The sequence below is a fragment of the Clostridium luticellarii genome, from assembly GCF_002995845.1.
Classification (GTDB): Bacteria; Bacillota; Clostridia; order Clostridiales; family Clostridiaceae; genus Clostridium_B; species Clostridium_B luticellarii.
Genome location: NZ_PVXP01000072.1, coordinates 1 through 15,230, shown reverse-complemented (window position 1 = coordinate 15,230; position 15,230 = coordinate 1). Strand labels below are relative to the sequence as shown.

Annotated in this window: 11 protein-coding genes, 1 rRNA gene and 1 other annotated feature; of the genes, 7 read left to right on the top strand and 5 right to left on the bottom strand. The window is 35.4% G+C overall.

Going from position 1 to position 15,230, the window contains the following annotated elements:
- Positions 1 to 329 precede the first annotated feature (329 nt).
- From rrf to CLLU_RS15690, 5 genes are all read left to right on the top strand, one after another.
- A 5S ribosomal RNA gene (rrf, locus tag CLLU_RS15710) occupies positions 330 to 446 on the top strand.
- Between the two features lie 234 nt (positions 447 to 680).
- Positions 681 to 938 (top strand) — a binding site (T-box leader).
- Positions 939 to 1,033: 95 nt separating this feature from the next.
- On the top strand, positions 1,034 to 1,666 hold the full coding sequence (locus CLLU_RS15705) for a class I SAM-dependent methyltransferase (protein ID WP_106010723.1): 633 nt from the start codon (positions 1,034 to 1,036) through the stop codon (positions 1,664 to 1,666).
- Between the two features lie 3 nt (positions 1,667 to 1,669).
- A complete protein-coding gene (locus CLLU_RS15700) occupies positions 1,670 to 2,812 on the top strand; it encodes a trans-sulfuration enzyme family protein (RefSeq protein WP_106010720.1) in 1,143 nt (380 codons plus the stop codon).
- A 45-nt stretch (positions 2,813 to 2,857) separates the two neighbouring features.
- Positions 2,858 to 3,769 (top strand): PLP-dependent cysteine synthase family protein, encoded by a 912-nt coding sequence (locus CLLU_RS15695; protein ID WP_106010719.1) that lies wholly within the window; start codon positions 2,858 to 2,860, stop codon positions 3,767 to 3,769.
- 71 nt (positions 3,770 to 3,840) lie between these two features.
- On the top strand, positions 3,841 to 5,136 hold the full coding sequence (locus CLLU_RS15690) for a glycoside hydrolase family 18 protein (protein WP_106010718.1): 1,296 nt from the start codon (positions 3,841 to 3,843) through the stop codon (positions 5,134 to 5,136).
- Positions 5,137 to 5,279: 143 nt separating this feature from the next.
- On the opposite strand, the gene CLLU_RS15685 is transcribed toward CLLU_RS15690, so the two are convergent.
- Positions 5,280 to 5,738, bottom strand: coding sequence for an AAA family ATPase (locus CLLU_RS15685; RefSeq protein ID WP_106010717.1), 459 nt, complete (start codon positions 5,736 to 5,738; stop codon positions 5,280 to 5,282).
- A gap of 255 nt (positions 5,739 to 5,993) precedes the next feature.
- Between CLLU_RS15685 and CLLU_RS15680 the strand changes: the two genes are divergently transcribed.
- Entirely contained in the window at positions 5,994 to 8,159 is a 2,166-nt protein-coding gene (locus tag CLLU_RS15680; protein WP_106010716.1) for a YhgE/Pip domain-containing protein, read from the top strand.
- A 27-nt stretch (positions 8,160 to 8,186) separates the two neighbouring features.
- The gene (locus tag CLLU_RS15675) at positions 8,187 to 10,352 is read left to right on the top strand and encodes a YhgE/Pip domain-containing protein (RefSeq protein ID WP_106010715.1); all 2,166 of its coding nucleotides are present in this window, start codon (positions 8,187 to 8,189) and stop codon (positions 10,350 to 10,352) included.
- Positions 10,353 to 10,541: 189 nt separating this feature from the next.
- Here CLLU_RS15675 and CLLU_RS19365 read toward each other — a convergent pair whose 3' ends face one another.
- The 4 genes from CLLU_RS19365 to CLLU_RS15655 are packed head-to-tail and all read right to left on the bottom strand — an operon-like array spanning position 10,542 to position 15,167.
- Positions 10,542 to 11,384 carry a methyl-accepting chemotaxis protein gene (locus CLLU_RS19365; protein WP_273336182.1) on the bottom strand — a complete coding sequence of 281 codons (843 nt, stop codon included), beginning with the start codon at positions 11,382 to 11,384 and terminating at the stop codon, positions 10,542 to 10,544.
- A gap of 28 nt (positions 11,385 to 11,412) precedes the next feature.
- Positions 11,413 to 11,850 (bottom strand): aconitase X swivel domain-containing protein, encoded by a 438-nt coding sequence (locus CLLU_RS15665; protein ID WP_106010714.1) that lies wholly within the window; start codon positions 11,848 to 11,850, stop codon positions 11,413 to 11,415.
- A complete protein-coding gene (locus CLLU_RS15660; protein WP_106010713.1) occupies positions 11,843 to 13,153 on the bottom strand; it encodes an aconitase X in 1,311 nt (436 codons plus the stop codon). Before CLLU_RS15660 ends, CLLU_RS15665 begins: the two co-directional genes overlap by 8 nt.
- A 13-nt stretch (positions 13,154 to 13,166) precedes the next feature.
- The gene (locus CLLU_RS15655) at positions 13,167 to 15,167 is read right to left on the bottom strand and encodes an oxidoreductase (RefSeq protein ID WP_106010721.1); all 2,001 of its coding nucleotides are present in this window, start codon (positions 15,165 to 15,167) and stop codon (positions 13,167 to 13,169) included.
- Positions 15,168 to 15,230: the final 63 nt, after the last annotated feature.

Genomic DNA, 15,230 nt, shown 5'->3' with positions numbered 1-15,230 from the left:
ACTGATACTAATAGGTCGAGGGCTTGACCAAGAATAAAGTCGGGAACGACATATAGAGACATACAGATAAAAATATTTACTGTGCAATTTTGAGAGGACATTGTTCTCTCAACAAGGTAATATGATAGATAAATTGATAGTAACGAGTACAGCAGGGAAAAGGCCGAAGGAGGAGTGGAATTTACTTATGTAATTGAGCACCGCAGTGAGGCATTTGACGCAGCTGGACGAAGTTAATAGCAATTTATGATAATAATAATGAAACTCACTCAGCTAAAGCTGAGGAGTACTGATTAGTTACTAAAATCAAAGATTTTGACAAATCAGCATCTGGTGGTAATAACGTGAAGGTAACACCCCTTACCATTTCGAACAGGAAGGTTAAGCTTCACAGTGCCCAGGGTACTGCAGGGGAAGCCCTGTGGGAGAGAAGGTCGCTGCCGGGTAATATAAAAATCACTAGGCAAGTTGTTGTTTGGTGATTTTTTGTAGTTTAATTACAAAAGGGCTTAAATTTGATTGAAAGCTTACTGGTAACATTTTGTGAGAACAAGTATATAATGAAATTAAAATATAGAAATATTTTTTGTTAATTAGATTTTATGTTGTAATTTTTACTTGATTAAAATAAGTTTATATAGTATTATAAGAATGTAAATTTAATTCATAGTGAATTACTAAGAATTACGATGATGGGAAGAGTAGATTACACAAGGTTATAAGAGAGAGTTTCCCTTGGGTGGGAGGAAACTTTGACGGGTGGTAATTGAATTGCATCCTGGAGTACTGTATTGAATGATAGTAGATTTCAGCGGAAACGTCCGTTAAAGCGTTGAGGTATGATTGTACCAATAAGAAAGAGTTTTGTCATGTAAATTTAATTGGTTTTATATGGCGTAAACAGAGTGGAACCGCGGAAGTAACCTTCTGCCTCTGTATTGAGGCGGAAGGTTTTTTTATTTTTCAAATTCCGGAATTTGAAAAATGGTATAGTTAAAAATTAATTTAGTATTTATACGGGAGGTTAATTATGATGAATTCAGTATCATATTTTGATTCCATTGCAGATAAATGGAATGTAATAAGGTCGGAGTATTTTGAGGATAAACTAAAATATATTGTACTTTCTAAATTTAATATAGAGAATAAAATATGTGTGGATTTAGGATGTGGAACGGGATTTATTTCACTGGCCCTGGCTGAAAAGGCAAATTTGGTATTTTCTATTGATAATTCAAGAAATATGCTAAAGCAGTTGCATGATGAAGCTGTAAACAGAAATGTTAAAAATATATATCCTATAAAAGGCTCTATAACAGACATCCCACTATTTGATGAATCCATTGATGCTGTTTATATAAATATGGCGCTGCATCATGTGGTGGATGCAAAAAAAGCAGTGAAAGAGGCTTATAGAATTTTGAAAAAGGGAGGTACGTTTACCATATCAGATGTAAAAAAGCATAATGGAGAATGGGCAAGAACTGAAATGCATGATAAATGGCTGGGATTCTCCAATGAGCAGATAAGCGGCTGGCTTGCTGAAGCAGGATTTAGTGGAATAAATTTTGAAAACACAGAGTTAAGTTGCAAGGGCTATTCAAGTAAAGGTGAATATACTGAAACTGGAATATTTATAGCAAGTGGAATTAAGAAGGGAGAATAACTTATGAAAATTGAGTCATTGTTAATACACGGAGGAATAGATGGAGATGAGAAGACAGGAGCAGTCAGCGTGCCTATATATCAGACTTCTACCTATAAACAGGAGGCTCTTGGCAAAAATAGCGGTTATGAATATTCTAGAACGGGAAATCCAACCAGAGAAGCCTTGGAAAAATTAATCGCAGATCTGGAAGGTGGATATAGAGGTTTTGCATTTGCTTCTGGACTGGCAGCTATATCAGCGGCTTTGATGCTTTTTAAAAGTGGAGATAAAATAATAGTATCCAGTAATGTATATGGAGGAACCTTCAGGGTCATTGATAAAATATTTAAAAATTTCAATTTAAATTATAAATTGGTAGATACCAGTGATTTGAAGAAAGTAGAGGAAAGTATCACTGAGGATGTAAAAGCAATATTTATTGAAACCCCTACCAATCCGCTTATGACTATAACAGATATATCTAAAATAAGTGAAATAGCAAAGAAAAATAAGGTGTTGACTATTGTGGACAATACATTTATGACACCTTATCTTCAAAAGCCAATAAAGTTAGGAGCAGATATAGTGCTTCACAGTGCTACTAAATATTTAGGCGGTCATAGTGATCTAATAGCAGGTCTTCTAGTAGTTAATAATGAAGAATTGGGGGAAAGGATTCATTTTATCCAGAATTCAACAGGAGGAATATTAAATCCTTTTGACAGCTGGCTTTTAATAAGAGGTATAAAAACATTATCCGTTAGAATGGATAGACACAATGAAAATGCCGAATATGTAGCCAACTTTTTGCAGGAGAATTCGCTGATAGATAAGATTTACTATCCTGGTTTCCCGACTCATCCAGGCTACCAGCTTCATAAATCACAGGCATCTGGATATGGTGCAATTATATCTTTCGTTTTAAAAGAGGGTATAGACATAAATAAATTTTTTAAAGGATTAAAGCTTATAACCTTGGGTGAGAGCCTGGGAGGAGTAGAATCGCTCATATCTCATCCGGCTACAATGACTCATGCAGCAGTACCTTATGAAATAAGACAAAAGATAGGAATAGTGGATAATTTGATTAGATTGTCCGTAGGGCTTGAGAATAAGGAAGATTTGGTAGAAGATTTGAAAAATGCATTGGAATTTGCTAAGTAATATAGCATAATTTCACAATGTGAAGTGTGGTGGAGGGTTAACAACATGATATATTATAATGATATAAAAGAGATGGTGGGTAATACACCAATGTTGAAATTAAATAATTTTGATATAAAAGATGGTGTGTCTATATTTGCTAAATTGGAAAATTTCAATCCTGGAGGCAGTGTAAAAGACAGGATTGGGGTTTATATGATAGAAAGTGCAGAAAAGAGGGGTATTTTAAAAAAGGGGTATACTATAATAGAAGCAACAGCAGGCAACACCGGGTTGGGTATTGCCTTGGGAGCACTCAATAAAGGCTATAGAGTTATATTTGTAGTTCCCACAAAATTTTCTGTTGAAAAACAAACTCTTATGAAAGCACTTGGGGCAGAAATAGTAAATACTCCTGAAGATAGAGGGATGCTTGGAGCCATAGAGAAGTCACAGGAACTTCTTGAAAGTATACCAAATTCAATCTCATTAAAACAATTTGAGAATGCTGATAATCCACAAACTCATTATTTGACTACAGGTCCTGAGATATATTTGGACATGGAAGGACAGATTGATTACCTTGTAGCAGGAGCAGGTACTGGTGGTACTTTTACAGGAGTTGCAAGATATTTAAAAGAAAAAATAAAAAATGTGAAATCAGTTCTGACAGATCCAAAAGGTTCTACTCTGGGAGGCGGAGAAGAAGCTCACTATGAAGTTGAAGGTATAGGAAACAATTTTATTCCCGATACTATGGACATGGATTTAGTTGATAAAGTTATAAAGATAAATGATGAGGAAGCTTTTAATATGGTGAAAAAACTAGCTGAGAAAGAAGGACTAATAGTGGGATCATCTTCAGGTGCTGCTATGGCAGGAGCAATAAAGTTGTCGGAGACTGTAGAGAAGGGAAATATAGTAGTTATATTTCCAGATAGAGGAGATAGATATTTTAGCAAAAATATTTACAATTAGTTTTTAGAACAGAAATATATTTTAAGAATATAATGGTTAATGATAGTAAGTAAAAAAGGAGTACTACGTTTTTGAATATATATGTAGTTCGTTCAGGCGATTCTGTATGGTCTATAGCCCGTAGATTTGGTGTTGCTCCAAGCAGCATAATAGATGCCAATGGTCTTCGAGCTGAGGAAAGTCTGATAGTAGGTCAGTCTCTTGTAATTCCCACATCAGAAAGAGCATATAGGGTGAGACCAGGTGACTCACTCTGGTCTATATCTCAAAGATTTGGAGTTTCTGTGGACAGCATAGTTCAGTTAAACGACATTTCAAATCCTGCAGCTATTTATCCAGGTATGGTAATAAGAATACCTGAGAATTCAAAGAATTATGGTGTAATTGAGACTAATGGATTTATACAGCCATCTACTGCTGAACGGGAAAGAGATATAATAAATAATGTAGGTCCCTATTTAACCTATGTAACACCTTTCAGCCATCATGTCACTGCAGAGGGGGGGCTCACACCTCTTAGAGATGAAACCATAATTGAGGTTGGCAGAGATAATAGGGTAGCACCACTGCTTTCAGTGACAAATATATCTGGAGCAAATTTTGATACTGATCTAATATCTACCATATTAAATAATGAAAATCTTCAAGATACGTTGATAAACAATATAATTAAAACTATGAGTCAAAAGGAATATTATGGAGTTATAATAGATTTCGAGAGAATTCCACCTTCAGATAGAGGAAGATACAATAGTTTTCTTGAGAAGCTGGTATCAAAGGCTCATCCCTTGGGATATGTAGTAGGAACTGCGCTGGCACCTAAAACATATGATGTAACTTCTGGTGCATGGCATGGAGCTCATGACTATGCTTCTCACGGCAGGATAGTGGACTTTGTGGTGATAATGACTTACGAATGGGGGTGGTCGGGAGGCCCACCTATGGCCGTTGCTCCGCTTAATGAAGTCAGGAAGGTAATAAGTTATGCTGTAAGTGTAATCCCGCCTAATAAGATATTGATGGGTATACCCATGTACGGGTATGATTGGACATTGCCCTATACACCGGGTGGTGAATTCGCGGAGAGCATAGGACATCAGGAAGCGGTGAACAGGGCAAGAAGATATGGAGCAGAGATAAAATTTGATGAAGCAGCACAGTCTCCATATTTTAACTATGTAGATGAGGAAAGAAGACAGCATGTGGTCTGGTTTGAAGATGCCAGAAGCATACAGGCGAAGTACAGATTGGTAAACGAATATGGTCTCAGGGGAGTAAGTTACTGGACACTGGCACAGCCATTTCCTCAAAATTGGTATATATTAAACAACATGTTTGAGATCACAAAGGTTATACCTGCTGAATAATACAGAATATTTAAAGTTGTTTATATAGATAATTAGATTTTATGTAACTGGAAAGTTCAATTTCCAGTTATGTTTTTTTGTACAAAAATTGAAGTTAAAGTAATTGGCAAAAAGCATTCCTTATAGGCAAACTCCATCTGAACCTAAGAATCACTTGATTTGCCTTCAAACAGTAAAGAGAGCATTCTTTCCCTGTCTTTAAAGAATAAACTCAAAAATTCATATGAAGGACACTCTTCATATGAAATCTCCAACGGTGTATCCGAATCAAAAGAAATTATTTGAGAATTAGGCATAGCAAGCAGTACAGGAGAATGAGACACAATAATAAATTGGGATCCTTTTTTTACTAGATTATTTATGGAAACCAACAGAGAAAACTGGCGTGGTATAGATAGGGCTGCTTCTGGTTCATCTAATAAATATAATCCATTGCCCCTAAATCTGTAATTTATAAGGTTTAAAAAACTTTCTCCATGAGATTGCTGATGTATAGGTCTGTCTCCATATTCTGAAAAATCCAGTTCTATATCTTCAGCATATGTAGCAACATTATAAAAGCTTTCTGCACGTAGAAAAAAACCATCTGTATTTTCCTCCAATAATCATTTAATACAGTCAATATAAAAAAGATAGTCTCATATATATCATGATTCTATCTAATATAGGTTGTATTAATTTAAATTATAGCATTATATGAGATAAAAATGAACAATTCACTTGAAGTATGAAGAAATATACATAATTTATTTTGTATATGGTTGATGTATGAATGAAACAAAAAGTATTATTTTTTGATTATAATCACATAATATTCTTGAGATGAATCGCATTGTTTAAGCTAGGAGTTTTGTAAAGTGATAAAAAATATTGTAAATATATTTGAGAGAGATATAAAGACTATAGCTAAAAATAGAGCGGCACTTTTAACGGTTGTAGGGATGTGTGTCCTGCCGTGCCTGTATACGCTGGTAAATGTAGAAGCTATTTGGGATCCCTACTCCAGTGTTAAAACAAGTGATATTTCCATAGCAGTAGTGAACAAGGACAAAGGTACTGAATTTCAGGGTGAGAATTTAAATCTTGGAAACAGCATCGTAGATAACCTCAAAAAAAATCACAGTATTGGATGGAAATTTGTCAATTCAGAAGATGCCAATCAGGGCCTCCTAAATGGAAGGTACTATGCAGTTATTGAAATTCCAGAAGATTTTTCTTCAGATATTACGAGTATAGCCGGAAATAATCCCAGAAAAGCCCAAGTGCTTTACGAGGCAAATACAAAGAGAAGTCCCATGGCTATTAAAATTACTGACAGTGCAGCTAATTCCCTTGTGGATTCCATAAAATCCAATTTTATATATTCAGTCAACAAAGCCGTATTCTCGTATCTGAATATTATAGGAGAAAATGCTGAAAAAAACAAGTACAATATAATAGCTCTGAAAGACTCAATAATATTTCTGGGTGACAATATTGATCTTATAACCACCATACTTGGAAATATAAACGATAGCTCAAATAATCTTGCTATGATTCTTACCCAATTGAAGCCGGCTTTTTCTGCCCTGGGTAATGCGGATATTGTAAGTCAGAATGATACTGACAGGGCTAATCTTGTAAAGTCCATGCAAACTTCCTTTAACAATTCACTTGACAACATTCAGATGGATTTGGGCAATGCAAAAGGTGATGTGCATAAACTTCAGGATCTTGTTGATGAGCTGAATTCACTGACCGGCGCAGCAAATTCCTCAAATATAAACTCCACTGTGGACAAAATCAATAACCGCATATCCGAATTGGAAAATGAAGTGAATTCCATCATGAATTTTTTGAAAACAGTAAATAGTTTTTCACGCAGCAATAAAATATCAAGCTTTCTGAGCTCTTTAAAATATGTAGATAATCTATTGAACAGTGAGAAAAACAATGTAAACAATTTGAAGCAGCAGTTAAATAAAATGAATGAAGCGGATTACAGTGTAAAGAGAAGTGCAGAGAGTACTGCAGTGGATATAGAAGATAAATTGACAGGTTTATCTAATGAATATATAAATGAGGTGAGGGGACCTTTAAATAACATAGCTAACGATTTTGTTGATTCTTTAAATAGTTCCGCGGATATTTTAAAAACTGCAGAAAACATCGACGATCAAGGGAGCAAATCCCTAGAGGTTTTGATAGATGGCAGCAAGCTTCTGGCCAGTTCATCGGGAAAACTTGAAAATAAGATAAATAAATTCAAGGATGTTATTTTAAATGTAAGTGATCAGCTTAAACTGATCAGTAACGATGATATAGTAAAAATAATAACTGTACTTCAGAGCAACCCGGAGCTAATGGGAAATTTTGTAGCCAATCCATTTAATATAGTGGAAGAAAATATATATACGGTTCCAAACTTTGGTTCAGCTTTTGCACCTACTTATATGACACTTTCGATATGGGTTGGATGTACCATGCTGGCAGCAGTTCTTAAAACAACTGTAGCGGAATTTAAAGGAGCCGAAAATTTTACGCTGAAGGAAAAGTATTTTGGCAAAATGCTTTTGTTTGTTTCACTGTCTGTAGTTCAGTCACTTATAATTGTATTTACCACTAAATTTATACTTCATATTTATACTGAGAATTTTTTCCTTATGATAATGGTTGGATTGGTTTCAGCTTTTACATTTTCAACAATAGTGTATACCCTGGTATCCATATTTGGGAATCTGGGCAAGGCCGCAGCGGTTGTACTGGTTGTAGCACAGATTGCAGGAAGCGGCGCAACTTATCCTATACAGCTTGCTCCTCTTGTATTTAGGATAATCCAGCCGTTATTTCCATTTACCTATAGTGTCAGTGGGTTCAGGGAGGCCATTGGAGGACCGCTCATAAGTACTGTGACCATAGATTTTTCAATATTGATTCTCATGTCTGCAGCTGCCATACTGATGGGATTATTTTTAAAGAAACCTCTTTATGAAATGACTAACAGACTTCATGACAAATTTGTGGAATCAGGTATTGGAGGATAAACTTAAGGGAAATTGCAGGAGGATAACATGAAAACTGTATTTAGAATGCTGAAAATGGATTTACAAAACATAATAAAGAGTTTTCCTGTATTTATGACAATTTTAGCATTTTGCCTGATTCCGGCTTGTTATGCACTTATGAACATAAATGCTTCATGGGATCCATATTCGGAAGCCAATACGGGAAGACTCCCCATTGCAGTGGTAAACAAGGACGAAGGAAGCAGCATCAATGGAAAAAATATAAATTTAGGCAGCCAAATTATAAATGAGCTGAGGAGAAATAAAAGTATGGACTGGGTTATGATAGATGAATGGCAGGGAAACTATGGATTAAATATAGGGAAATATTATGCACTTATTGAAATTCCACAGGATTTTTCCAGGAAACTTTTAAGCATCACAACTTCCCATCCTGAAAAACCAAATATAATATACAGATCTAATGAGAAATTAAATCCGGCAGCTACTAAAATTACAAATACTGCTAAAAGTTCTCTTGCTGATGAGATTAAAACAAGTTTTATAGGTATAAGCAGTAAAGAAATACTTAAAAGGTTGAATTCTATTGGAATAAGATTAAATGATAACAAGCCTGAAATTCTTGAGCTTAAAAGTACCCTGGAAGATTCAATTTTAACTATAGAGAATACAAAAAAATATCTGGGAGAAGTAAGTGAGAATTCAAAGAAAATGGGAATTTATTTGAATCAGCTAAAGAAAGATATTCCAAAGCTGTCAAATAAGATAAACAATCTCCAGCATATTATAACTCAGGAAAAATCTCTTTCACAGTCCACCAGGCAAACTGTGAATTCAGCGCGGGATAACTTGTCAAGTGGAATAAATGAGATTCAATCTTTAAATACACAGGTTCAATCTCTTTTATCAGGTCTTGAGCATGTAAGCAATGAATCTGAAAATTTAAATATTGAAAATAGTAGTATAGAAAAGATAATTGATATAGACAATTCCATAATCAAAAAAATTCAAAGCAATATTGCAGTATTGAATAGCATTGACAATATTTTGCCAAGTAATGGGGCAAGAGAACTTATAAGTGCACTTACCAGAATGGAAAACTCCATAGACATTGAAAAAGGCTATGTTGATTATATGAAACAACTCCTCAGCAATAATGCCTCCAAAGACAGTATGAATTCAGTCATGGATCAATTGTCAACAACAGCTGATGATGCAGCATCAAATGCACTTGAATTATCAAACACCCTTTATTCCAGCATAATTGATCCATTAAATGTTATTGACAGTAATATTGATAATGATTTAAATAATTATAATGGTATACTTCAGTCTGTAAAGTCAGTTGTTTCACAGCTTAACTCACTGGCAGATACAGGTGCTTCAATCAGTGAAATATCAATTCAACAGGCAGGACAGATCAGCAAAAGGCTTGGGGATATTGAAGAGAAATTAAATGAGCTGAGCGATAAAATGAAGGTAGTTGATGAAAAGAGCCTAAATAATATAATAGATATTATGGAAAAGAATCCGGATCAGATTTCAAATTTACTGTCATCTCCAGTGGAGTTGAAAAATGTACAGCTCTATAATCTGGGATTGTTTGGATATGCAGTAACTCCCTTTTATACTACATTATCCATATGGGTGGGAGTACTTCTTCTTGGAATCATACTTACATTGAAATGCAGAAAGTTTAAAGATGGAACTAAGATTAATATGGCACACAGATATTTTGAAAAATTATTTTTATTTATGACACTTTCTTTGATACAGACTTCAATAGTTTTATTTGGAGAATTTTTCATTATGGGAATAAAACCTACGAGTAAAATTACAATGACAGCTGTTGCATTGACTTCGAGTATAACATTTACAATTATAATATTTACTCTCATAGCCATATTCGGAAATGTGGGAAAGGGAATTTCCGCTATACTTATGATTCTGCAGCTGTTTGGTACAGGAGGAATATATCCTATTGAAATTATTTCATCAAGACTTGCTGCACTGGAACCATTTTTACCTTTTACCTACAGCATAAATGGACTAAGGGAAGCAATGGCAGGACCCGATTTGAACAATTTATTCAGAATGCTCGTGATATTGGTATGTTTTGGAATAGGCTTCCTCCTTCTCATGCCCCTTAAGAAGGTATTTCACAAATTTATCGGTCAAATGGAAAGTGAATTTCAAAAGTCAGGATTATAGATATACTGTAAATAGCACGTTAAGCCATTATAATCATCTATTTTGTCATTTGAGTTATTACTTGTCTTTATATTTTTTATATCTTTAGTAACTGCTGCAAATATCCCATTTGATATTTTGAAATAAAGAATAAAAAAGGGCACATGGGATATACAGTATCCAATGCCCTTTAAATTTAAAGAGATACACTTATTCCATAGTGTTTTTAGAAACATTCAAAAGATTTAAGGATAGTTCACTCAGCTTTTCACTGCTTTCAGCAATTTTTTGTGATTGAGAAGCCTGAGCCTCGCTGGTAGATGAAAAGTCCTTTATAAAATTTATAATGTTGTTTATATTTTCTTTCTGTTCACCTAAAGTAGTATTTATCTGATTTGCAGAGTCCTTGCTGTTTGATGCAAGCTTTCTAATTTCCTGGGATACAACTGAAAAGCTCTTTCCATATTCTCCGGCCCTGGCGGATTCTATTGCAGCATTGAGTCCCAATAAATTTGTTGTATCTGAAATAGTATTTATGTACTTTAGTATTTCATCCATACTTGCAAGGCCTGTTTTTGTCTTATTCACCAGATCATTGATATTCTGGGTGCTGGCGGATAATTCCTCTGTAGAACTTGCCAGCTCCTGTGAAGATGCCGCCAGTTCCGAGGATAGATCCTTTAATTCGTCCACCATCTGCATCATCCTATTTTCATTTTCAAGTGAGACTACGTATGATATGGTTCCTACGCAATTTCCTGTAAAATCATTGACTAAAGGTATACTGTATGCTATTACGGGAAATCCAAATACTTCCTTAGGCCAACGTGCCATCTGTCTTTTTTTTGTTTTTATTGCTTTGACTGCAGCACTGTTTTCTGCCAATTTTGTTCCCACAGAAAGGTTAAGATTAAAGGAATCGGGCTGTTTCGCCATGATATATTTCTCCCTGTCTGTAATGGATATACCTACATCAGACAGAAATAATTCTGGCAGCACGTTAAAGCTGGCTTTAACTGCTGAAAAAAATTCTTCATCACTTAAATTCATCATTAATTCACTCTCCATTAAATTGTATTGATTATTCTACAGTTATAGTACCATCTTGTTCTATGTGAATTTTCTGACCGTCTTTTACGTAATTTAAAAATTCATCTCCAAGCTGGTCTATAGCTATGATTCTCCTGTTGTTCCAGACATCACAGAGTATTATACCCGCAGCGGCGAGGGAATCTATGTGCTCTGAAAACAGCATTGCGGAAGGACCAATGCCCTTATTTGCTATACTCTGCAGGATCATGCCTCCTGTTGTTGAACCAATGGTTTTAGGAAGGCATATTATTTTTCCCTTTAAATCTTTTTTATAGAGTTCCCTGTTGTTCTGGTCAGAGCATATTGTGTCTCCTGCACTAAGTGCCCCTAGATAAGATGCCAGTATATTAAAACCCTGATGGGTAACAATGCATTCCCCATGTATACTTCCACCTAATACAACTCTCCCTTTAAAATTTTTAGTCAAATTTCTCAGCCTCCTTAATATCACCAGTGACAATTGCATGGAGAACATCTTCATCCAAAAGGAATCTGGCCCTGGAGTATGTTCTCAATTTGTTGGAATTTGTTATGACCGGTTGTTTTGAACATTCGGAATTACTCATGTACATAAGAGGACATATATAGGTAAGATGTGCTCCCATGTCAGTTAATTTTTTGTATGCTCTTTTATCTTCTCTAAATTTTGAAATTACATCTGGTGCAGCACTCAACACAGTATTTAATTTTAACTTGGATTTTCCCCTTTTATCTAAAGCACGGTATATTCTATCACTCCAGTCATATATCTGCTCTATGGATAAGTGGGGACATCCTATAAAACAGATTGATGGTTTTGCGTTCATATCTTTCCACAATATGGGATAGGATTCAATTATGTTTTTAAGTTCCTGATCATCTATAACATAGGTGCTATACCCTTTATTTAAGAGATCTCTGCCTTTTTCAACTGCTTCCGGAGTTATATTTTCCACGTGATATAATCCAACAGCGCCGTTTGATGCACTGGCAGCCCCCATATCCTTCAGATAATCCATGGTGGAGCTGTTCATACCTTTTCCCAGGAATTTATCAAGTCCTGTAATATACGGAACATCCTCAACTACCTTCATTCCAATAGCACTTCCAAGTACCTGGGCATTTGGCAATTTTGAAGTTTTAAGCTCTATTATCCATTTTGCACGTCTTCCTTCATCTGTAACTAAACCAAATTCAGGGACCTTTCCAACAATTCCGCACAAAAGCTCTATAATTCCGGAATTTCTGTTTGTCCTTGCACCGATAACTGAATTTGCAAATACAACTGCTGAAGATTCTGCCCAGCAAATTATCTGTCCCTTTCTGGGTATATTTCCAACCTGGGGCATGTAACACGTACATGTAAATGCATTGTTGTCTTTAAGCCCCAATTTTTTAAGCTGGCTTTCATATCTTCCTTGATTGCCGTATAGCCCTTTAAACACCTTTTTTTGTATTTCATTGCATTCTACGTTGTCATAGTCAATGGGTCTTGGATCAACGGTAAAAGGTTCTTTTGTCCTGATGCCGGCTTTTATTATCTCATCCATCATATCAAATACTGTATCCAGTCCTGTCATGCCGAAGGATGTAACCAGATGTACCGGTCCATCAATATCCAAGAGACGTTTGGCTCCAAAAGTTTCACCATAAAGTACAACGGACTTTAAAGCTTTTCTCATGGTTTCTCCTTTTTTACCTTCAAGTATTTCTTTTTCTTCATAAGTAAGTTCCATATTATAATCTTTCATATTCATAATCTCCTTAAATATTTCTAGCGATTTCATATGCATCCCAGATGGCATACATTATATTTTTTACATTTTTGGCATCGCCAAGTATGTATATATCATCTACTGTATCTTTTAATTCATAATATAAAGTGTTATCTGATTTATAACCTACCGATGAAATTATAGTATTTGCTTCAAAGGATCTGCTGCCATCTTTGGTATTGACAACTACACCTTCTTCATTTATTTCTTTGACAAGTGAGGAAATCATTATATTCACCTTATTGTAATTTAGCAAGTCCTTTAACATGTCATAATTCATAAATGGCATATTATGACCTCCGCCGAGAATTTCACCGGAAGACTCAATGAGAGTGACATCTTTGCCACTTTGTTTCAACCATAATGCTGTTTCAGAACCAACGAGTCCAGCACCAATGATTACAACATTGCTGCCTACTTTGGAAGGATTTAGCAATGCTTCATCTGCAGTCAATAAGTTGTTCTTTTCTGCACCGGGTAAATTCAAATCGATAGGTTTGGAACCTGTAGAGACAATTACAACATCTGCAGCTTCACGTTTCACCAAATTCAAGTCTGCTTTGGTATTGGTATGAATGTTTACATTTAGATCCTTGAGTTCACCTTCATACCATTCTAAAAGTTTATGATCATTTTTTTTGAAAGATGGAATGCCGCCTGCTATAACATGTCCACCAAGCTTACAGGATTTTTCATATAGATGTACTTCATGTCCTCTCAGTGCGCATACCCTTGCTGCCTCCATTCCAGCTATACCGCCGCCTATAATCAAAACTTTTCTAATTGTAGATGACGGAGTTATCCCATAGTTTTGTTCTCTGCCGCAGGCAGGATTCACTGCACAGGAAAGTGCCCCACCTTTTGCTAATCTTCCCATACAGCCTTCATGGCAGGAGAGACAGGGTCTGATTTTTTTTATTTTGTCTTTTTTTATCTTCTCAGGCAGATATGGATCCGCCAGAAGAGGTCTGCCCAACCCAACTATATCGCAATATCCTTCTTCTATGGCCTTTAAAGCTATATCCGGGTCATCCATTCTACCTGCGGCAATTATGGGTACATCTACTGATTTCTTTAGTATTTTAGCAAATGGAAGATATATTCCGCTTTTATCAAAATACATTGGAGGGTGATTCCAGTACCATGAATCATATGTTCCTGCATCTACATTTAAAGCATCATATCCAGCTTCAACCAGTATTTTAGCGGCCTCTATTCCCTCTTCTGTATCCCTACCCAGTTCTTTGAAGTCTTCTCCGGGGAGTGCTCCCTGCCTTATTCCCTTTACAAAGCTTTTTAAACTGTATCTCAATGAAACCGGGAAATCTTTACCGCAAATTTTTTTTATAGCCTTGACTATATCAATGGGAAATTTTAATCTTCCTTTAATGTCACCTCCATATTCATCTGTTCTGTTATTATATAGACCGATAGTAAATTGATCTATAAGATATCCTTCATGGACTGCGTGAATTTCAACCCCGTCAAAGCCCGAACTTTTAGCTATAAATGCGGCCTGGGCAAATTTTTTTATATAATCTTGTATTTCCTGGATAGTTAATTTTCTGTGTTTTAAACTGGGGTTCCATCTGTTCTCAATTTTACAGGGAGCAATTGCCTTCTTTATGACATTTGGCAAGCCTGTACGTCCAAATCCGCCTGTCAATTGCAGAAAAATTTTAGAATCGTAAGCATGTATTCTCTCTACCATTTCCCTTGTACTCATAATAAAAGCAGCTGGATTCATAGTAGGGCATGGTATGCTGGGTCTTATAATTTCTTCAATTTCGTTTTCTACACTGCAAATTCCAGTTATAATAAGTCCAGTATTTCCCTTAGCTCTTTCTATGTAATATTCTGCTCCTCTTTGATTAAAAGCACCATTTTCTCCAGCAAATCCAAAGGGACCCATAGGTGCCATGGAAAATTTGTTTTTTATGTCTACATTTCCTATTTTAGTACATTCAAATAGGGATTTATATTTATTCATATTTTTCTCTATACCTCCATAAAATATCTTTATTGCCATAAAATTTATAAATATGTATAGTAA

Excerpts from the sequence above, each read along its gene's own strand:
- CLLU_RS15705 (WP_106010723.1), top strand. The coding sequence starts at position 1,034 with ATGAATTCAGTATCATATTTTGATTCCATTGCAGATAAATGGAATGTA.
- CLLU_RS15700 (WP_106010720.1), top strand. The coding sequence starts at position 1,670 with ATGAAAATTGAGTCATTGTTAATACACGGAGGAATAGATGGAGATGAG.
- CLLU_RS15695 (WP_106010719.1), top strand. The coding sequence starts at position 2,858 with ATGATATATTATAATGATATAAAAGAGATGGTGGGTAATACACCAATG.
- CLLU_RS15675 (WP_106010715.1), top strand. The coding sequence starts at position 8,187 with ATGAAAACTGTATTTAGAATGCTGAAAATGGATTTACAAAACATAATA.
- CLLU_RS19365 (WP_273336182.1), bottom strand. The coding sequence starts at position 11,384 with ATGATGAATTTAAGTGATGAAGAATTTTTTTCAGCAGTTAAAGCCAGC.
- CLLU_RS15660 (WP_106010713.1), bottom strand. The coding sequence starts at position 13,153 with ATGAAAGATTATAATATGGAACTTACTTATGAAGAAAAAGAAATACTT.
- CLLU_RS15655 (WP_106010721.1), bottom strand. The coding sequence starts at position 15,167 with ATGAATAAATATAAATCCCTATTTGAATGTACTAAAATAGGAAATGTA.